The 19,228-nt window shown below is 72.7% G+C and carries 16 protein-coding genes and 1 pseudogene; 11 read left to right on the forward strand and 6 right to left on the reverse strand.

What is annotated here, in order from left to right; all coding sequences use genetic code 11:
• Together VGD70_RS26370 and VGD70_RS26375 are read right to left on the reverse strand one after the other, a co-directional pair.
• Nucleotides 1-980, reverse strand: a 980-nt coding sequence (locus tag VGD70_RS26370) for a HAMP domain-containing sensor histidine kinase (protein ID WP_331085918.1), incomplete at its 3' end; no start/stop codon positions are given.
• Nucleotides 977-1,627 (reverse strand): response regulator transcription factor, encoded by a 651-nt coding sequence (locus VGD70_RS26375; protein WP_331085920.1) that lies wholly within the window; start codon nt 1,625-1,627, stop codon nt 977-979. The genes VGD70_RS26375 and VGD70_RS26370, both read right to left, overlap by 4 nt.
• A gap of 88 nt (nt 1,628-1,715) precedes the next feature.
• Here VGD70_RS26375 and VGD70_RS26380 point away from each other — a divergent pair, with 88 nt between their 5' ends.
• The 4 genes from VGD70_RS26380 to VGD70_RS26395 are packed head-to-tail and all read left to right on the forward strand — an operon-like array spanning nt 1,716 to nt 5,111.
• Entirely contained in the window at nt 1,716-2,228 is a 513-nt protein-coding gene (locus tag VGD70_RS26380; protein ID WP_331085922.1) for a hypothetical protein, read from the forward strand.
• Nucleotides 2,225-3,271 carry a peptidoglycan-binding domain-containing protein gene (locus tag VGD70_RS26385; RefSeq protein ID WP_331085924.1) on the forward strand — a complete coding sequence of 349 codons (1,047 nt, stop codon included), beginning with the start codon at nt 2,225-2,227 and terminating at the stop codon, nt 3,269-3,271. The genes VGD70_RS26380 and VGD70_RS26385 overlap by 4 nt, the downstream gene beginning before the upstream one ends.
• Nucleotides 3,268-3,921: an ABC transporter ATP-binding protein gene (locus VGD70_RS26390; protein ID WP_331085926.1), complete on the forward strand. Its 654-nt coding sequence runs from the start codon at nt 3,268-3,270 to the stop codon at nt 3,919-3,921. The genes VGD70_RS26385 and VGD70_RS26390 overlap by 4 nt, the downstream gene beginning before the upstream one ends.
• On the forward strand, nt 3,918-5,111 hold the full coding sequence (locus VGD70_RS26395) for an ABC transporter permease (RefSeq protein WP_331085929.1): 1,194 nt from the start codon (nt 3,918-3,920) through the stop codon (nt 5,109-5,111). The genes VGD70_RS26390 and VGD70_RS26395 overlap by 4 nt, the downstream gene beginning before the upstream one ends.
• Nucleotides 5,112-5,127: 16 nt before the next feature.
• Here VGD70_RS26395 and VGD70_RS26400 read toward each other — a convergent pair whose 3' ends face one another.
• The 4 genes from VGD70_RS26400 to VGD70_RS26415 form a co-directional block, all read right to left on the reverse strand.
• Nucleotides 5,128-6,333, reverse strand: coding sequence for a catalase (locus VGD70_RS26400; RefSeq protein ID WP_331085931.1), 1,206 nt, complete (start codon nt 6,331-6,333; stop codon nt 5,128-5,130).
• 123 nt (nt 6,334-6,456) lie between these two features.
• Nucleotides 6,457-7,863 (reverse strand): HAMP domain-containing sensor histidine kinase, encoded by a 1,407-nt coding sequence (locus tag VGD70_RS26405; RefSeq protein ID WP_331085933.1) that lies wholly within the window; start codon nt 7,861-7,863, stop codon nt 6,457-6,459.
• Nucleotides 7,850-8,509, reverse strand: coding sequence for a response regulator transcription factor (locus VGD70_RS26410; RefSeq protein ID WP_331085935.1), 660 nt, complete (start codon nt 8,507-8,509; stop codon nt 7,850-7,852). Before VGD70_RS26410 ends, VGD70_RS26405 begins: the two co-directional genes overlap by 14 nt.
• A complete protein-coding gene (locus VGD70_RS26415; protein WP_331085937.1) occupies nt 8,494-10,698 on the reverse strand; it encodes an MMPL family transporter in 2,205 nt (734 codons plus the stop codon). Before VGD70_RS26415 ends, VGD70_RS26410 begins: the two co-directional genes overlap by 16 nt.
• A 72-nt stretch (nt 10,699-10,770) precedes the next feature.
• Between VGD70_RS26415 and VGD70_RS26420 the strand changes: the two genes are divergently transcribed.
• The 7 genes and pseudogenes from VGD70_RS26420 to VGD70_RS26450 form a co-directional block, all read left to right on the forward strand.
• Entirely contained in the window at nt 10,771-11,457 is a 687-nt protein-coding gene (locus tag VGD70_RS26420) for a GntR family transcriptional regulator (protein WP_331085939.1), read from the forward strand.
• A gap of 73 nt (nt 11,458-11,530) precedes the next feature.
• A complete protein-coding gene (locus VGD70_RS26425) occupies nt 11,531-12,841 on the forward strand; it encodes an MFS transporter (RefSeq protein WP_331085941.1) in 1,311 nt (436 codons plus the stop codon).
• Nucleotides 12,841-14,202 carry an acyclic terpene utilization AtuA family protein gene (locus VGD70_RS26430; protein ID WP_331085943.1) on the forward strand — a complete coding sequence of 454 codons (1,362 nt, stop codon included), beginning with the start codon at nt 12,841-12,843 and terminating at the stop codon, nt 14,200-14,202. Before VGD70_RS26425 ends, VGD70_RS26430 begins: the two co-directional genes overlap by 1 nt.
• Nucleotides 14,199-14,531 (forward strand): DUF4387 domain-containing protein, encoded by a 333-nt coding sequence (locus tag VGD70_RS26435; RefSeq protein WP_331085945.1) that lies wholly within the window; start codon nt 14,199-14,201, stop codon nt 14,529-14,531. The genes VGD70_RS26430 and VGD70_RS26435 overlap by 4 nt, the downstream gene beginning before the upstream one ends.
• A 270-nt stretch (nt 14,532-14,801) precedes the next feature.
• Complete coding sequence (locus VGD70_RS26440; protein WP_331085947.1) at nt 14,802-18,338, forward strand: choice-of-anchor D domain-containing protein; 3,537 nt, start codon at nt 14,802-14,804, stop codon at nt 18,336-18,338.
• A 301-nt stretch (nt 18,339-18,639) separates the two neighbouring features.
• On the forward strand, nt 18,640-18,987 hold the full coding sequence (locus VGD70_RS26445) for an NADH-quinone oxidoreductase subunit A (RefSeq protein ID WP_331085949.1): 348 nt from the start codon (nt 18,640-18,642) through the stop codon (nt 18,985-18,987).
• A pseudogene (locus VGD70_RS26450) lies at nt 18,978-19,228 on the forward strand (hypothetical protein); the annotation flags it as partial. The gene VGD70_RS26445 and the pseudogene VGD70_RS26450, both read left to right, overlap by 10 nt.

A 19,228-nucleotide genomic window follows, 5' to 3' on the forward strand; every position in this document is an offset into this window, starting at 1 on the left:
CCGGTGTTGGCCACGACCAGGGTCGCCTGTCCGTCCATTGTGGACGTTGACAGCCAGATGTCGCCGCCCGCCTCGTTGTGACGTGCCGCGTTGTCGACGAGGTTGGCCACCAGGCGTTCCAGGAGCACCGGATCGCCGGAGGTGAGGGCCGGGCGCAGGGTCGGGTGTGGCTGCCGGCCGCGGAGGTCGGTGGCGTCGAGCACGTCCTCGGCGACCGTGGCGAGGTCGACCTCCTCGTGGACGGTGAGCCCGTGCTCGTTGCGGGCCAGGGTGAGCAAGCTGTCGACGAGCCTCTCGGCGTGGTCCACGGCGGCCCGGATGTCCTGCCTCATGCCGAGCAGGTCGGCGGGCTGCGGTGCCGGCTTGGCGTCCACGACGTCCACGGTGGCGCGCATGACGGTCAGTGGGGTGCGCAGCTCGTGGCTGGCGTTGGCGATGAACCTGCGCTGACTCTCGAACGCCGACTGGAGCCGGGCGAGCATGTCGTCGACGGTGTCGGCCAGGTCGCGCAGCTCGTCGCGGGGACCGGTGAGCGACACCCGCGCGGACAGGTTGTGCTCCGACGCGGTGCGCGCGGTCGCGGTGATCTGGTGGACGGGCCGCAGCACGCGACCGGCGACGATCCAGCCGGCGAGCGCGGCGAGGGCGAGGACCGCGCCCAGCGTGGTCAGCGAATACTGCAGCAGGTGGTCCAGCGTCGCGGCCCGCTGGGTCAGCGCGCCGCTCAGGAAGCCGCCTTCGGACAACGAGTCGCACTTTGCCCGCAAGCCGGGGTCCATGCCGCTGGTCTGCCCGCATGTCTCGAGAACGCCCCGCGGATCCGCCACCTGAGCCACCGCCCGGTCCCGGCCCTCGACCGACAGCGGCAGGGAAGCCACGAGGACATAGGTGATCACCACGACGACGGCGCCGCAGGCCGCGAAGAGACCGGTGTAGAGCAGGGTCAGGCGCACCCGGATGGTCAGCCGCGGGCGGGTCACATCCGGTACCCCTTACCCACCACGGTCTCGATCAGCGGTGGCGACCCGAGCTTGCGCCGCAGCCGCGCCATCGTGACCGAGACGACGTTGCTGAACGGGTCGGCGTGGGCGTCCCAGACGTGCTCGAGCAGGTCCTCGGCGCTGACGACCCCGCCGTCGGCCGCCACCAGCAGCTCCAGGATCGCGAACTCCTTGCGGGTCAACGACAGCGCGCGGGTGTCCCGGCTGGCGCGATGCCGCGCGCGGTCCACGGTGAGGTCGCCGCGGTGCACGACCGGCGGCGCGGACGGCGCCCGGCGGCACAGCGCGCGCACCCGCGCGACCAACTCGTGGAACGCGAACGGCTTGCCGAGGTAGTCGTCGGCACCCAGCTCCAGCCCGGCCACCCGATCGTCCACACCGGACGCCGCGGTGAGCATGAGGATCCGGGCGCCGGCCTCGGCCGCGGCGAGCGTGCGGCACACCTGGTCGCCGTGGACGGCGGGCAGGTCACGGTCGAGCACGACCACGTCGTAGGCGGTGTGCCCGGCGGCGGCCAGCGCGGCCGCGCCGTCGTGCACGACGTCCACGGCCACGCCCGCGTCGCGCAGGCCCTCGGCGATCCGAGCGGCCAGCATCGTGTGGTCCTCGGCCACCAGCACCCGCATGGCGACCATTGTGCGCCACGGGGCATGACATCCGTACGACATCCGGCGTAGCGGTGCTGTCACCGGCCGGCGCGTAGACCTCAGCGCCATGAAGCGACTTCTTTCCATACCCATCCTGCTGCTCGCGCTCCTGCCGGTGGCCGCCTGCTCCGGCGGCGGGCCCACGTCCGGCGGCGGTCAGGCGGCGAGCTCCTCGAACACCCCCGCGGCGAACGCGCTGGCGGACTTCGCCAAGTGCATGCGTGAGCACGGCCAGAACGTGCCGGATCCCGACCCGAACTCGCCGAACCAGTCCCTCACCCCACCCGGCGGGACCGCGAGCGCCCAGTGGAACGCGGCCATGCAGGCCTGCCGGAGCCTCCTGCCCGGCGGCGGCGTGCCGCAGGCCCCGGACGAGCGCGAGCTCGAGGGGCTGCGGGCGTACGCCGGCTGCATGCGCGACCACGGCATCGAGATGACCGACCCCGACCCGAACACCGGCCAGAGCACGTACGAGGGCCGCCTGGCGAACGCCAGCAAGGCGGAGATCGAGAGCGATCCCACCTACCGGACGGCGCAGGAGGCGTGCCAGGACCAGCTCGCCGAGCCGGCGGGCAAGTGAACCGGCGAACCGTGCTGGTGACCGGGTCGGCCGTGCTCGTGGCCGCGGCGGCGGGGGTCGCCACGGTCGGGCTCGGCGGCCACGACGCGCCGCCGCCCGCCCGGGACACCGGCCTGCCGCCCGCGACCGCGACGGTCACCAGGACCACCCTGACCCAGACCCAGGACGTGAACGGGACGCTCGGCCACGGCACGCCGACCCCGGTTGCCGCGAGCGGGCCGGGCACCATCACGTGGCTGCCCCGACCGGGTGCGGTGATCGACCGCGGCCGGCCCGTCTACAAGCGCGACGACCTCCCGGTGCCGCTCCTCCTCGGCGGCCTGCCGCTCTACCGCGAGCTCCGGCCCGGGCTCACCGGCGCCGACGTCGAGGAGGTCGAGGCGAACCTCGCCGCCCTCGGCTACACCGGCCTCACCGTCGACAGCACCTACACCGCGGCAACAGCGAGCGCGGTGCGCCGGTGGCAGCGGGACCTCGGGCTCACCCAGACCGGCGTCCTCGACCCGGCGAGCGTCGTCGTCGCGCCCGCCGCGATGCGGGTCGCCTCGGTGGCCGCGCACGTCGGCGACCCCGCGGGCGGCCAGCTCCTCGCCTACACCGGCACCACGAGGATCGTCCGGATCGCCCTCGACGTGGCCCTGCAGACCCTGGTCAGGCCGGGCATCGCCGCGACGATCACGCTGCCGGACGCCAAGACCGTGCGGGGCACCGTCGCGACCGTCGGCTCGGTGGCCGCCGCCGGCCACCAGCAGGGTGATCCGGCGACGATCGAGGTGACGGTCACCGTGGCGGACCAGGCCGCGCTCGGCACCCTCGACGAGGCACCGGTCACCGTGCGGCTGGTCTCGGCGACCGTGCGGGACGTGCTCACGGTTCCGGTCGCCGCGCTGACCGTGCTCGCCGACGGCCGCTACGGCGTGCAGGTCGTGACCGGCTCGGCCAGCCACGTGGTGCCCGTCGAGCTCGGCATGTTCGCCGGCGGCCGGGTGCAGGTCTCCGGCGACGGGGTCACCGAGGGCGCGCGGGTCGGGGTGCCCTCGTGATCACCCTCGACCGGGTCGGCAAGACCTACCCCGGCGGGGTAGCCGCCCTGCGCGACGTGTCCCTCACCATCGAGCCCGGGGAGCTGGTCGGCATCGTCGGTCCCTCCGGGTCCGGGAAGTCGACGATGCTGCACCTGATCGGCGCGCTGGACCTGCCGACCAGCGGCGCGGTGACGATCGCCGGGCACGAGCTGTCCCGGCTCTCCGATCGCCGGCTTTCCGCGCTGCGCGGGCGAACCATCGGCTTCGTGTTCCAGCAGTACCACCTCGCGCCGGGGGTGCCCGCCCTCGACAACGTCGCCGACGGCCTGCTCTACGCCGGCGTCGGGTTGCGCGAGCGACGCCGTCGGGCCGAGCAGGCGCTGCACCGGGTGGGCCTGGCGCACCGCCGTACCAACCGCCCGCACCAGCTCTCCGGCGGGGAGAAGCAGCGGGTGGCGATCGCCCGCGCGGTCGTCGGCGACCCGGACCTGGTCCTGGCCGACGAGCCGACCGGCAGCCTCGACTCCCGGTCCGGCGCACAGGTCATGCAGCTGCTGCTCGAGCTGAACGCCGGCGGCACCACCGTCGTGGTGATCACCCACGACCGCGAGATCGCCGCCGGTCTCCCCCGCCGGGTGGAGATCCGTGACGGGCAGGTGATCCGATGACCACCCCGTCCCACCTGTCCCCCCGGGACGTGTTCCGGGTCGGGGCGGTAGGCCTGCGCACCCGGCCGCTGCGGGTCGTCCTCTCCGCGCTGGGCATCGCGATCGGGATCGCCGCGATGGTCTGCGTGGTGGGCATCGCGAGCTCCAGCCGGGCGAGCCTGGACCGCCAGCTCGCCGCGCTCGGCACGAACCTGCTGAAGGTCGCCCCCGGCGAGACCCTGTTCGGCGAGGCGTCCCACCTGCCCGACGACGCGGTGGCGATGATCGGCCGGCTCGACCCGGTCACGTCGGTGACCGCCACGGCGAAGCTGGCCAGCGCGCACGTGTACCGCAGCGACCGGATGCCACCGGCGGAGACGGGCAGCCTCTCGGTGCTCGCCGCGCGGACCGACCTCCTCGACACGGTCGGTGCCCGGGTGGTCAGCGGCGCCTGGCTCAACGAGGCCACCGAGCGGTACCCGGCGGTGGTCCTCGGCTCGACCGCCGCGGCCCGGCTCGGGGTCGGTGCGGCCACTGTGGACACCCGGGTCTGGCTGGCCGGCCAGTGGTTCACCGTGGTCGGCGTGCTCGACCCGGTCCCGCTCGCGCCGGAGCTGGACTACGCGGCGATGGTCGGCTGGCCGGCGGCCACCACCCAGCTGCGCTTCGACGGGTACCCGACGACGATCTACACCCGCACCCGCGACGACGCCGTGGTCGAGGTGCGGGGAGTCCTGCCCAGGGCGGCGAATCCCGAGCACCCCAACGAGGTCAGCGTGTCCCGGCCCTCGGACGCGCTCGTGGCCCGGCACGCCGCCGACGTGGCGCTGACCGGGTTGCTGCTCGGGCTGGGCGCGGTGGCGCTGCTCGTCGGTGGCGTGGGCGTGGCCAACACGATGGTGATCTCCGTGCTGGAGCGGCGCCCGGAGATCGGCCTGCGCCGGTCGCTCGGCGCCACCCGCGGGCAGATCCGGCTGCAGTTCCTGACGGAGTCGCTCCTGCTCTCCGTGCTCGGCGGGGCCGGTGGCGCGGTGCTGGCCATCGGGGTCACCACCGGATACGCCGGCTACCAGGGCTGGCCCGTGGTGGTACCGGCCTGGGCGACGGTCGGCGGCGTGCTGGCGACGCTGGTGATCGGTGCCGGCGCCGGCGTCTACCCGGCCTGGCGGGCCGCCCGCCTCTCCCCCACCGAGGCCCTCGCCACGCCCTGACCGCCGGCGGCGGTGATCACCGAAGAGTTGTTCGAAGTGACAGCGGACGACGTCGCCCGCTGTCAGTCATGGCCTTCGCCACCCGGGCACCGAGCTGAGCGTCCACATCGGACCAGAAGGCGAGGGCCCGGGTGAGCACGTCGGGCTGGACGCCGTCGCGGAGGTGGTTGGCGATGTTGGTGACCAGGTGGACGCGGTCGGGCTCGGTCAGCACGTCGCGGTAGAGCGCGCCCGGCTGGGCGAAGGGGTCGTCCGCGCGGTGCTTGGCGTGGGCGGCCCGGACGATCTCGCCCACCTGCCAGCCGGGGCCGATCGCGGGCGCCGTGCTCGCCGGCTCGAGGGTGGCCGGGGCGACGCGGTTCTCCGGGTTCCGGTTGAGCACCATCCGGCCGACGGTGACCGGCGGGAAGTCCGCGTGCGGCCAGACCTTCGTGAGATCGAACGGGTTGACCCGGTAGTCCGCCGCCGCCTCGAACGGCATGACCTGCGTCTCCAGCCGCCAGACCGGGTCCTCGCCCCGCGCGATCGAGGCGCGGAGCCCACGCAGGTGGAAGTCGGGATCCTCGGCCACCATCGCCCGCGCCTCGGCGTCGGTGAAGGTGACGACGCCCTGCTCGGTCTTCCAGTGGTACTTCACCCAGAACTTGACCCCGCTGGGGTTCTCCCACAGGTACGTGCGGCCGGCGTAGCCGTTCATGTTCGCCCAGGCCCACGGGATGCCCCGGTCGGTCATCAGGATGGTGACCTGGTGCGCCGACTCCGGAGTGGACGTCCAGAAGTCCCACCGCATGTCGTTGCCGGACGTGTCGCCCTGCCGGTTCCGCGAGCGGATGAAGTCGAGGACCTTGCGCGGGTCCCGGATGAAGAACACCGGTGTGCTGTTGCCGGCCAGGTCGTAGTTGCCCTGCCGGGTACCGAACCTGACCGCGAAACCCCGCGGGTCGCGCACCGTGTCGGCCGACCCGAGCGCGCCCGCCACGGAGGAGAACCGCGCGTACACCGGCGTGCGCCTGCCCGGCTGCAGGAAGTCCGCCTTGGTCAGCTCGCTGACGTCCTCGGTGACCTCGAAGAAACCGTGGGCACCGCCGCCCTTGGCGGGCACCGCGCGGCCCGGGGCCCGCTCGGTGGTCGCGGCGGGACGCTGGACCATGGTCAGATCAGCAAACTGGGTCATGCCGTTGAGATTGGCCGTCGGGCGCTCGTTCTTCTGCGCCACCAGCACCCATCCACGGTTACCGCCTGCCGCAATTCCCGGATACCTGCTAGCGGGAACCGGCCCGCCGGTGGCTTCCCGTACCCCGGTTGCCGCCACGGCGGAGTTCCACACGGCGCGGCCCCGGCGTCGTCAGTCCGGCGCGTCGGCGGGCGCGGACGGCAGGGCCGGGAGGCGCACGGTGAAGGTCGTGCCACCGGCCGGCGGGTCGGTGATCGTGATCGTGCCGGCGTGCGCCGTGGTGATCTCGCGGGCTATCGACAGGCCGAGGCCCGTGCCGGTCGTGTCGCCCGCCGGGCGGGTGCGGGCGGCCTGCAGCCGGACGAAGCGGTCGAAGACGCGGTCGCGATCGGCGGCGGCGATGCCGGGGCCGTCGTCGGTCACCTCGATGACCGCGGCGCCCGCCGGGTCGGTGGTGACGGTCAGGCGCACGAACGCGTCGGCGTGGCGGTCGGCGTTGTCGAGCAGGTTACGGACCAGGCGGCTGAGCTGGTCGGGATCGCCGAGCACGCGGACCTCCTCGGCGCGGACCTCGACCGGGACGCGGGGGGACGCCGTGTGCACCGCGGCGCGCGCCACCGTCGCCAGGTCGACCGGTTCGCGGTAGAGCGCGCGGCCGTCGGCGCGGCCGGCGGCGCTGTCGTCGGCGCGGGCCAGGACCAGCAGCGCGTCGACCAGGTGCTGCATCCGGGCGGTCTCGGTGACGGCCCGCCCGGCGAGCTCGGGCCACGGCGCCCGGTCGGGGTGGGCGAGGCCGACCTCGAGCGAGGTGCGGACGGACGCGAGCGGAGTACGCAGCTCGTGCGAGGCGTCGGCGACGAAGCGGCGCTGCCGGGCGGCGGACTCCTCGAGCCGCGCGAGCATCGTGTTGAGCGTCCGGGCCAGCCGCCCGACCTCGTCGTGGCTCGCGGGTTCGGGGATGCGGCGGTGCAGGTCGCTGCCGGTGATCTCGGCCGCCTCCGCCCGCATGCGCTCGACCGGCCGCAGCGTCCGCCCGATCAGGAGCCAGGAGATCGCGACCGCACCGACGAGCACCGGCGGCAGCGCGTAGAGCAGGTTCCCCTGGATGTCGCGGGCCAGGATGCCGAGCAGCCGGGTGGAGCTGCCGGCGTAGATCACGACCGGCGTGGCGCCGATGACGTAACGCTGGGCGACGACGTGTTCCTCGCCGCGGCCGGCGGCGGTGGGCCGGGGCGACGTGCTGGCGGCGGGCAGGGTGTACAGCGCGGACCGGCCGTCGACGTTCGCGGTGGCGGCGAGCACGGTGCCGGAGGAGTCGACGACCTGTGCCCACAGGCTCGGATCGTCGGGGCCGGCGGGCAGGTGCGCCGGCCAGTGGCCGCCGGTGGCCGAGCGGGCGACGGACGCCGCGTAGGCGTTGAGCGTCGTGATCACGTTCGCCCGCACCGAGGTGACGAGCGTGATCGCCAGGATGGCGGTGGCCAGCGCGGCGGTGAGGGCGATCGCGAGGGTCGCCAGGACCGTGAGCCGCAGCCGTAGTGAGCGGCTCGACCTACGACTCGGCCTACGCGGGGTCAATGCGGTACCCCGTTCCTCGGACCGTCTCGATGGCGCCGGCGCCGATCTTGCGGCGCAGGTGGTGGATGCGCACCTCGACGACGGCCGGGTCGCTGTCGGCGGCGGCGTCCCAGCAGTGGTCGAGCAGCTCTGTCTTGGAGACCGCCCGGCCGCCCGCCCGCAGCAGGTACTCCAGGACGGTGACCTCGCCCGGGGTCAGCGCGACGGCCCGGTCCCCGCGGCGGACCTGGCGGGTGGCGGGGTCCAGCGTCAGCTCGCCCGCCGCCAGCAACGCCGGCCGGGCGGGTGCGCCGCGGCGCAGCAGCGCACGCAGGCGGGCCAGGAGCACGGGGTAGGCGAACGGCTTGGTCAGGTAGTCGTCGGCGCCGAGGTCGAGTCCCTCGGCCTGGTCGAGGTCGGCGTCCATCGCGGTGAGCATCAGGACCGGTGTCCACGTGCCGGCCTCGCGCAGCCGCGCGCACACCTGGTAGCCGTCGAGGCCGGGCAGCATGACGTCGAGGACGATCAGGTCGAAGCCGTGCTCGACGGCCTGCCACAGGCCGTCGGTGCCGGTGGTGGCCAGGTGCACGGCGTAGCCCTCGGCGCGCAGCCCCCAGGTGAGGGACGCGCCGAGGGCCTCGTCGTCCTCGATCAGGAGGATGCGCATGACTCGAGAACCTTGACCGGACGGTCACTCGGTGGAACGCGCAGCAGGCGCGCGGCCCAGGCGGGCAGCTGCCAGTTGGCGCGGCCGAAGAGCACGACGAGCGCCGGGGTGAGCAGTGTGCGCACCACGAGGGCGTCGATGAGCACCCCGCTGGCCATGCCGGTGGCGACCATCTTGACCGTCACGTCCGGCGAGGACGCCAGCGCGGCCAGCGCCAGGAACAGGATCAGCGCCGCGCTGGTGACCAGCCGCCCGGTGCGGCTGACCCCCTCGACGACCGCGGCCCGGGTGTCGCCGTCGCGGTCGTACGCCTCGCGGACGCGGGACAGGATGAACACCTCGTAGTCCATGGAGACGCCGAACAGGAACCCGAACATCAGCATCGGCACGAACGCGGTGATCGACCCGGTCGCCGGGATGTTCCAGAACGCCTGCGAGCCGTAGCCGAGCTGCCAGACCAGCACCAGCACGCCGAAGGCCGCGCCGACGGACAGCACGTTGAGCGCGACGGCCTTCGCGGGCAGCAGCAGCGACCGCATGCCGCGGGCCATCAGCACGAAGGTCACCAGGGCGACCAGCGCGAGCAGCACCGGGAACCAGCTGGACAGGATGTGCGCGACGTCCGCGGCCTGCACCTGGTTGCCGCCGATCAGGGCGTTGTGCGGGGCGGCGGCACGCAGGTTGGCCAAGGCCGTGCCGGGGTGCGCGGTGCCCATCTCGCCCCTCGGCAGCGCCATGATCACCGAGCTGTTCGCGTGCTGCCAGGCCGGGGTGCCGGCGACCAGCACACCGTGCACGTCGGGCAGGGCACGCAGCGTCGCGGCCGTGGCGGCCGGGTCGGTGCCGGCCGGCAGCTCGATCGGGACCGAGGTGAGCACGCCGGTGGGGAAACCGTTGTGCCGCAACGCGTCGAGTCCCTGCTGGGCCGGGCCGCCGCCGGCGAGCGACGTGCTCGCGGGCGAGGCGATGCTGAGGGTCAGGCCGAAGCCGACGAGTACCGCCAGGATCACCCCGCCCACCGCCGCCGCGGCCTTGGGCCGCGCCACGATCGTGCGCGCGATGCGCGTCCACGTCCGGTCGTCGCCCGCCGCCCTGTAGCGCCACAGCCGGACCCGGTCGAGCCGCGGCCCGACGGTGGACAGCAGCACGGGCACGATCGTGAGCGCCACCAGCGCCGCGATGGACGGGATGAACAGGCCGGACAGGCCCACCCCCTGCACGAACGAGACCGGCACGACGATCAGCGCGAACAGGCCGAGCGAGGCGATGACGGCGCTGACCGCCACCGAGTGCCCGGCCAGCCGGGTCGCGTGGCGCACGGCCTCGTGGTTGTCCGCGCCCCGCTCGCGTTCCTCGCGCCACCGGTTGACCATCAGCAGCGCGTAGTCGATCGAGAGGCCCAGCCCGAGCAGGGCGACGATGAACTGGACCGACGGGTTGATGGCGATGTCGGTGACGTAGGTCAGGCCCCAGATCGCGAGCTGCATGGTCAGCACGGACACGATCGCGGACAGCAGCGGCAGCAGGGCGAGCGCCGACCCGAACACCCACGCGAGCACGAGGAGCGCGAGGCCGACGCCGACCAGCAGCTCGGAGAGCACGCTCGCCCCGCCGCCGGAGGGGCCGGCACTGAGCTGCTCGATGCCCGTCTGGTGCACCTGCGCGCCGGGGACGGCCTGGGTGACCGCCGAGCTCATCGCGTCCATGATCGGCGGCGGGACCGCGCTGCCCATGCCGGGCGGGTACACCAGCACCAGCGTGGACGCACCGCCCTTGCCGACGAGCGCGCGGTCCCCGGTGTTCGCATAGGACAGACTGTGCACCCCACGCACGGACGCGGCGACCTGGTCGGCCGCCCGCAGGCCCGCCTCGACCGCCGGCGCGCCGGCGGTGGTGCCGACCGGCAGGTCGACCACCAGCACACTGGGGTTGGCCGCCACCCCGCCGTACTCCTTCTGCAGGGCGACGTTGGCGTCGTAGCTGGCGCTGTTGATCGTGGTCCCGCTCCGGAGGCGGTCGGCGACATGCGGGGCCATCAGCACCCCGACAACGGTGACGGCGAGCCAGACCAGGCCCACCCACAACCGGTGCCGCATCACGAATGCCGCGAAACGCTCCACATCGGACTCCTTGCCGCTGGGCCGGCCCAGCCGAGGGCCGGCGACGGCGCCGACGGTAGGCAGCCCCACCTTTCGGTTCCCTTAACCAGGCGCCACGCAGGGTGATTGCGCTGCCATGTGCCATAGCATATGGTAAACGGCATGGACTCGCTCGCACCCGTCTCCAGCTCGACGCTGGCCGACCAGGTCTACGCCCGGCTCCGGGCGGCCGTGCAGGACGGCAGCCTGCGCCGCGGCGAGAAGATCACCGAGCGGGGCCTGGCGGCCCGGCTGCAGGTCAGCCCGACCCCGGTACGGGAGGCGTTGCGGCAGCTCATCCACGAGCGGGTGGTCGAGCGGGCCGGCACCCGCGCGCTGCGGATCGCCGACTACGACGCGGCGACGATGGACGAGATCGCCGAGACCGAGGCACGGCTCGCCGGTCTCGCGGCACGCTTCGCCGCCCGCAAGCGGACCGACGTCCTGGTCGCCGAGCTGACCGCGGACCTCGCCGAGACCGACCCCCTCGTCGCCCGGCTCGAGCGCGGCGAGGGGACCGACGACCTCGCCGAGGTGCTCGCGATCCTGCGCCGGTTCCACCGCCGGATCGAGGACGCCGCGCGCAACCCCGTGATGGACGCGCTGCTCGCGCAGTCGCGGGTGTTCAGCGACGAGGAGCGCTACACGCGGACGCTCGACCGGATCCACGCGGCCCCGGACAAGTTCGCCGAGCGGTACCGGCAGCACCGCGAGCTCCTCGGCCTGCTCGCCGCGGGCGACGAGGACGAGGCCGAGAGCCTGGCCGTCCGGCACCGCCTGACCGCGCTGCGCCACCTCGGGCAGCCGTAAACCACCCAGCACGACAGCCGTTCCCGCAGTACCACCCAGTTGCTATAGCATATCGCAACGAAGCGAGGTCGTGATGAACCAACCGGCAACCGCACCGGCCGACACGGCACCGGACGGAAAGGCCACGGCGAAGCCCCGCCTCGACCGGCGTGCCGTCTTCCTGGTCGCGATCGCGATCTTCGCGCAGGAATCCGTCTGGAACTTCTACGACGCCCAGGTCCCGGAGTCCCTCAAGCCCTACATCTCCTCGGCCGGCGTCATCGGGCTGATCATGGGGCTGGACAACATCTTCGGCATCGTGCTGCAGCCGTGGATGGGGCACCTCGCGGACCGGTACCGCGAACGGCGCGGCAGCCGCGTCCCGTTCATCCTCGTCGGCGCGCCGCTCGCGGCCGTGCCGTTCGTGCTGATCCCGTGGACGACGAGCCTGCCTGGCCTGCTCGTCTGCGTGATCTCCTTCGCCCTGCTGGCGAACTCGTTCAAAGGGATCACCGAGACGCTCCTGCCCGACCACGTGCCGGCCGTCATCCGCAGCCGCGCCAACGGTTTCGTCAAGATCGCCGTCAGCCTCACGATCGCCGTCTCCGCGGTGATCAGCCTGCTGGTGGTCGACCGGAGCCTGAAGCTCGCGTTCGCGATCCCCGCCGCGCTCATGCTCGTGGCCTTCTTCACCGCCGGCCTGCTGCTGCACCGCCGCCGCGCGGCGGCGACCCCGAGCCCGGCCACGCAGGAGCAAGCGGAGGAGCAGGCGCCGGCGCGCACGCTGCGCCAGATCGTCCTGGAGCTGGTCCGCGACCGCGACCGCAGCCGGTTGCTGTTGATGCTCGGCATCTTCTGCTTCGCCGGCACGTGGACGGCCATGCGGGTGCTGCTCACGCCCTACGGCGTCGAGGTGCTGGGCCTGTCCCGCGGCGCGGCAGGCGGCATCGCGTTGCCCGGCTCCGTCGCGTTCGTTCTCGCCGCCCTGCCGATCGCATACCTGTCCGACCGGGTCGGGCAGGTTCGGATGATCACCTACGGGATCGCGGTGTTCATCGTCGGGCTGCTCGTCGGGTACGCCGTGCACACCCCGACCGTCACCACCGTGGCCGTGTCGATCTGCTCGATCGGCTACGCCACCTTCAGCATCAACGCGGTCGTCGCGCTGTGGAACCTCGCGCCGTCCAACCGGGTGCTCGGTGTCTACACCGGGCTGTACACCGTCGCGCAGTCGGCCGGTTCCGCTGCCGGGCCCGCGCTGCTCGGCACCGCGGTCGACGTCACCGGCTGGTCGTACATGCTGCTCGACGCCGCCGCCCTCGCCGCGGTCACCTTCGCCGTGTTCGCCGGCCTGGCCGCCCGCAACCGGCGGCGCGCCAACGACCTCCCGGCAGGAAGGCTCTGATGGAGATCCGCATCCTGGCCCCGACCGGTGTGCTCGGCGCCGGGTTCTCCCGCCCCGGCCTGGCCGCGGCGGTCGAGCAGCGCCCGCACGTCATCGCGTGCGACGCCGGCTCGACCGACAGCGGGCCGGCCGCGCTCGGCTCCGGCACGCCGAAGCTGTCCGACACCGCGGTGCGCAGCGACCTCGAGGCGCTGCTGCTGGCCCGCGACCACCTCGACGTGCCGCTGATCATCGGCTCGTGCGGCACCGCCGGCCGCGACGACGGCGTCGACCGGGTCGCCGGCCTCGCCCGCGACGTCGCCGCCGCCCACGGCCTGCGGTTCCGGCTGGCCCGCATCCACGCCGACCAGGACCCGGCCCGCATCGCCGCGCTGCACCGCGCCGGCGGCCTGCGCCCGCTCGCCGCCGCGCCCGCGGTGTCCGAAGAGGACATCCTGGGCAGCCACATCGTCGCCATGATGGGCGTCGAGCCGATCCAGGCCGCGCTCGGCGAGGGCGCGCAGGTCGTGCTCGCCGGGCGGGCGAGCGACACCGCGTTGTTCGCCGCGGTGCCGCACCTGCGCGGCGCCGACCCGGGCCTCACCTGGCACGCGGCGAAGACCGTCGAGTGCGGCGCCGCCTGCGCGATCCCGCCCGGCGCGGACGGCCTGTTCGTGCACCTGCGCGACGACCACTTCACCGTGTCGACCACGACCGGCGAGCGACGGCTGACCCCGCGCTCGGTGGCCGCGCACACGCTCTACGAGAACGCCGACCCCTTCCTGGTCACCGAGCCCGGCGGGGTGCTGGACACCCGCGATGCCCGCTACGAGGCCGTGTCGGACTTCTCGGTGCGGGTCAGCGGCGCCCGGTTCCGGCCCACCGGCTACACCGTGAAGCTCGAGGGCGCCGCGCTCGCCGGCTACCAGACCATCGTCGTCGGCGGCATCCGCGACCGGGTCGTCATCGACGCGCTGCCCGAGCTGGTCCCGTTGGCGGACAAGCACTTCGCCGCCCGGATCGCCGACCTGTTCCCCGCCGTCGACCCGGCCACGGTCGACATCTCCTTCCGCACCTACGGAACCGGCGCCGTGCTCGGCGCGCACGAGCTGCCCGGCCTCGCGCCGCCGACCGAGGTGGGGGTGCTGATCACGGTCACCGCGCCGGCCCAGCGCCTCGCCCACGACATCGCCACGTTCGTCGCGCACGCCGCCGCGCACCTGCCGATCCCCCGGTACGAGGGCCTGGTCAGCACGATCGCCTACCCGCACTCGCCCCCGGAGACCGACCGCGGCCCGGCCTACCGGTTCACCCTCAACCACACCATCGCGCCGGCGAGCCCGACCGAGCCGTTCCGCACCCACCTGGAGGACGTGTCGTGACCAGTGCCCGGCTCCTCGGCCTGTGCTCGCTGGTCCGGTCCAAGAACGCCGGCCCGTTCGAGCTCACCTTCGACTTCGTCTGCCACGACGAGGCCACCTACCGCGAGCTGCGGGACAGCGGCCTGCTGACCCCGGCGCTGTTCGCGACCTTGTTCGCTCTGGACGAGGACCAGGTCGGCTACCACGCCCACGACGCCGCCCTCGCGATCAAGGTGACGATCCCCCGCCCCACGGTCCAGGGCGCCCTCGACGACGCCGACTGCTACGGCGGCCAGCAGTACGCCCTCGTCCTCGACGCCCTGGACCGCTCGGCTCCCCCGCGCGGCTGACCAGCGCGGACCGTCTCGGTGGGGGACTCGACCGCGACGCTGGCGCGTGTTGAGTTCTTGCAACGATAAGTCTCGATATTGCAGGTATGTGTGATGCAGGTTACGGTCTCCCTAGGACCGTCCCCACCCCTGCGATCGAGCTCGTCATTTCCCACCACCTGGCCCGCTGCCAGCCTCCTGCGCGGTAGGCGAGGTGACCCAGCGCGCCTCAGATCCCGCTCTGACGGCGTTGACCTCGACTATTCGCCCCCTGCCGAGAGAGAGCAGCGAATGTCCCCCTCAACCAAAATCGGCGCGCTCGCCGTCGGCGGCGCACTGATCGCCGCCGGCCTCGTCGTCCTCGCGGCCGAACCCGCGTCCGCCGCCGCGACCGGCGGTGTCGGCGCCACCCTGCCCTACGTCGAGGTGCAGGCGGAGAACTCGTCCACCAACGGGACGATCATCGGCCCCACCGCCGACTACAACACCCTCGCCGCCGAGGCGTCCTACCGCAAAGCCGTGACCCTGCAGGGCACCGGCAAGTTCGTCGAGTTCACCACCCCGTCCGCGACGAACTCCATCGTCTTCCGCTACAGCATCCCCGACACCGGCTCCGGGTCGGTCTACACGGCGCCGCTGTCCCTCTACGTCAACGGGACCAAGCAGCCCAACGTCAGCCTGACCAACGCGTACAGCTGGTACTACGGCGGCTACCCGTTCACCAACACGCCCGGCAGCAACCCGCACCACTTCTACGACGAGGCGCACCGTCTGTTCCCGACGAGCTACCCGGCCGGCACCAAGTTCCGCCTGCAGATCGACGCCGAGGACACCGCGTCGTCGTACACGATCGACTTCGCCGACTTCGAGAACGTCGCGGGCGCCCTCGCCCAGCCGTCCGGCTCGGTCTCGGTGACCAGCAAGGGGGCCGACCCGACCGGTGCGGCCGACGCGACGGCCGCGTTCAACTCGGCGATCTCCTCGGCCGGCGCCGGTGGCACGGTGTGGATCCCGGAGGGCACGTTCAAGATCCCGGGCCACCTGATCCTGAACAACGTCACCATCAAGGGCGCCGGCATGTGGCGCTCGACGGTCGTCGGCGCGGCGCCGGGCTTCTACGGCAACTACGCGCCGAACGGCAGCAGCGGCGTGCACCTGGCCGACTTCGCGATCTTCGGCGACGTCCAGGAACGCAACGACGGCGCGCAGGTCAACGGCGTCGGCGGCGCGCTCAGCAACTCCACGGTGGACCGGTTGTGGATCGAGCACATGAAGGTCGGCGCCTGGATGGACGGGCCGTTCACCAACCTGGTCTTCAGCGGCATGCGCATCCGCAACGTCACGGCCGACGGCGTCAACTTCCACAACGGCGTCACCAACTCCAAGGTCACGAACAGCGACCTGCGCAACCTCGGCGACGACGGCCTGGCGACCTGGTCCGAGCAGAACGCCGACGTCAACGACTCGTTCGACCACAACACCGTGCAGTACCCGATCCTGGCCAACGGCATCGCCATCTACGGCGGCCACGACAACTTCGTCACCGACAACCGGGTCATCGACTCCGGCCTCGCGCAGGGCGGCGGGATCCACGTCGCGCAGCGCTTCGCCTCGACGGCACTCGGGCGTACCGACGTGCTGCGCAACACGATCATCCGGTCCGGCAGCCTCGACCCCAACTGGCAGTTCGGCGTGGGCGCGCTGTGGTTCGACGCGCGCGACGGCGCGATGACCGGCCTCACCAACATCGACAACATCCTCATCCAGCAGAGCCCCTACGAGGCCATCCAGTTCGTGTCGGGCTCCAACATCAGCAACGTCAAGATCAACAACGCGACGATCCAGAACACCGGCACGTGGGTGATCCAGGAGCAGGTCGGCGGCTCGGCCACGATCACCAACAGCACCGCCACGGGCACCCAGGCCCCCGGGCCGATCTACAACTGCGGCGTGGGCTTCACGCTGACCGACGGCGGCGGCAACTCGGGCATCTTCGGCACCCCGATGTGCCAGAACCTCACCAATCCGGTGTTCCCGCCCTACCTGCCGGACAACGGGTCGCAGATCTCGGTCAGCCCGACCGCGGTCGGCTTCGGCTCCGTCGCGACCGGCTCGACGAGCGCACCGGAGGCCGTCACCGTCACCAACAGCGGCTCCGCGGCCGCGCCGGTCACCTCGGTCGCCACGACGGGTGACTTCAGCCAGACCAACACGTGCGGCACCAGCATCGCCGCCAGCTCGTCCTGCACCATCAGCGTCCGGTTCGCCCCGACCGCGGCGGGGTCCCGTACCGGCAACCTGACGGTCACCGCCGCTGGCGTCACCAACACCGTGCCGCTCTCGGGCACCGGCGTCGCCCCCGGGCCGATCCTCAGCCCGAACCCGAGCAGCCTGTCCTTCCCCGGCACGGTCGTCGGCAGCCCGGCGTCGGCGCAGACGGTCACGGTGACCAACTCGGGCACCACCGCGGCGACCGTCTCCGGTGTCACCACGACCGGCGACTACAGCCAGACGAACAACTGCTCGGGCCTGGCGGTCGGCGCGTCCTGCACGGTCACCGTCACGTTCCGGCCGACGGCGTCGGGCACCCGGACCGGCGCGGTGACGCTCACCAGCAACGCCAACAACAGCCCGACGTCGGTCGCCCTCACGGGCAGCGGCATCGGTACCGACACCAACATCGCGCTCGGCAAGCCGGCCTCGGCGAGCAGCCAGGTCAACGGCACGCAAGCCGCTACCACGACAACGGACGGCGACGCGAACACCTACTGGGAGAGCGCCAACAACGTCTTCCCCCAGTGGCTGCAGGTGGATCTCGGCTCGGCCAACACGATCGGCAGGGTGACGCTCAAGCTGCCGCCGTCGTCGGCGTGGGGCACGCGCACGCAGACGCTGTCGGTTCTGACGAGCACGGACGGCGCCAGCTTCAGCACGGCCGTCGGGTCCGCGACCTACACGTTCACCTCACCGACCAACGTCGTGAACATCACGACCCCGTCGACCAACGCCCGCTACGTGCGCGTCAACATCACCGCCAACAGCGGCTGGCCGGCCGGGCAGGCCTCGGAGCTCGAGGTCTACCCGAGCGGCAGCACCCCGCCGAACGCCGCCATGTTGAGCACCAACCCGTCGTCGCTCACCTTCGCGTCGCAGGCGCTCAACACGACCAGCGGCGCGCGGGCGGTGACGGTGACCAACACCGGCAACGCGGCCGCGTCGGTCTCGGGTGTGACGGTCTCAGGTGACTACACGCAGACCAACAACTGCACCACCATCGCGATCGGCGCCTCCTGCACGGTGAACGTCAGCTTCCGGCCGACGGCGTCGGGCACCCGCACCGGCACGGTGACGCTCACCAGCAACGCGACCAACAGCCCGACCAGCGTCGCGCTGTCCGGCACCGGCGCTGGTGCCACGAGCGTCAACCTCGCCGCGGGCAAGCCCACGAGCGAGTCCGGCCACGTCGACGTCTACGCGTCGGGCAACGTGACCGACGGCAACCAGAGCTCCTACTGGGAGAGCGCCAACGCCTTCCCGCAGTGGGTTCAGGCCGACCTCGGCTCGGCCCAGAGCGCGAGCCGCGTCGTGCTGCAGCTGCCCGCCTCGTGGGGCGCACGCAACGAGACGCTGTCCGTCCTGGGCAGCACGGACGGAACGACCTTCACCACGATCGTGCCGTCTGCGAGCTACTCCTTCGCGCCAGGGAACAACAACACGGTGACCATCACCTTCGCCGCGACGTCCCACCGGTACTTCCGGCTGAACATCACGGCGAACTCCGGCTGGCCCGCGGGCCAGATCTCCGAGTTCCAGGTCTGGAACATCTAGTCGAGAACGCTCACCAGCGGTGATGCGGTGCCGAGGCTCCCTCGGCACCGCATCGCCGTTTTCGTGCGCGATCAGCTGCCGGCCGGTATCCACGTCGTTCATCCGCACACCGGGCACGGCGGCGAAGCATGTCACCACGCCCTCGACGCCGCCAGCACCTCGCCGTCCATCGCGTCCTTCGCGCCGGTGCTAGCGTTACCCCTACCCGGTATCGGCATCCTCGTGGGGTCGCGGACGCACCGCTGGCCGCATAGCCTCCGCGTGGGCGGGTAGTAGACGTGCGGTGGGGAGGTGCGGCGCGGTGGCCGTCGGTGGCGCGTTTCTCCTGGTCGTCCTCGTGCTGGTGGTCGTCGGCGGGCTCTACGGGGTCGCCGCGCTCGTTCGGCTCGGCAGGGCCGTCACCGACGTGCGGCCGTTCCTGTCCGGCCACGAGCCGGCCGAGCACGCCGTCTCGCGGTTCCACGTCCGCTGGTACGCGCTCACGATGGTCTTCCTCGCGTTCGACATGGAGATGGTGTTCATGTACCCGTGGACGCTCGTCGTGGCCGAGGCGGGCGCGACCGCCGTGGTGGAGATGTTCGTCTTCCTGGGGATCCTCTTCGTCGGCGTCGCCTACGCGTGGCGGGAGGGTGCGCTGCGGTGGACCTGAGCGCCTGGCTGTTGCGGCACACCCCGCCCCGCCCGCTGCTGGTGGCGGCGCCGGGCGGCACGGTCGCGCGGCTGGCCGTCGAGCGGGCCGTGCGCGAGCGCGGCTGGCGGCCCGCCCTGAGCCCGGCCGAGGCGAACCTCCTCGTCGTCGCGGGGGCGGCCGGGCACGAGCTCGAACCCTTCGTCCGGCGGGTGTGGGACCAGCTGCCCGCGCCCCGGGCGCGCGTGGACATCCCCGAGCA

Origin of the sequence: Actinophytocola sp. (assembly GCF_036402745.1) — a bacterium.
Lineage (GTDB): Bacteria > Actinomycetota > Actinomycetes > Mycobacteriales > Pseudonocardiaceae > Actinophytocola.

Excerpts from the sequence above, each read along its gene's own strand:
- VGD70_RS26375 (WP_331085920.1), bottom strand. The coding sequence starts at position 1,627 with ATGCGGGTGCTGGTGGCCGAGGACCACACGATGCTGGCCGCTCGGATC.
- VGD70_RS26380 (WP_331085922.1), top strand. The coding sequence starts at position 1,716 with ATGAAGCGACTTCTTTCCATACCCATCCTGCTGCTCGCGCTCCTGCCG.
- VGD70_RS26395 (WP_331085929.1), top strand. The coding sequence starts at position 3,918 with ATGACCACCCCGTCCCACCTGTCCCCCCGGGACGTGTTCCGGGTCGGG.
- VGD70_RS26410 (WP_331085935.1), bottom strand. The coding sequence starts at position 8,509 with ATGCGCATCCTCCTGATCGAGGACGACGAGGCCCTCGGCGCGTCCCTC.
- VGD70_RS26420 (WP_331085939.1), top strand. The coding sequence starts at position 10,771 with ATGGACTCGCTCGCACCCGTCTCCAGCTCGACGCTGGCCGACCAGGTC.
- VGD70_RS26425 (WP_331085941.1), top strand. The coding sequence starts at position 11,531 with ATGAACCAACCGGCAACCGCACCGGCCGACACGGCACCGGACGGAAAG.
- VGD70_RS26430 (WP_331085943.1), top strand. The coding sequence starts at position 12,841 with ATGGAGATCCGCATCCTGGCCCCGACCGGTGTGCTCGGCGCCGGGTTC.
- VGD70_RS26440 (WP_331085947.1), top strand. The coding sequence starts at position 14,802 with ATGTCCCCCTCAACCAAAATCGGCGCGCTCGCCGTCGGCGGCGCACTG.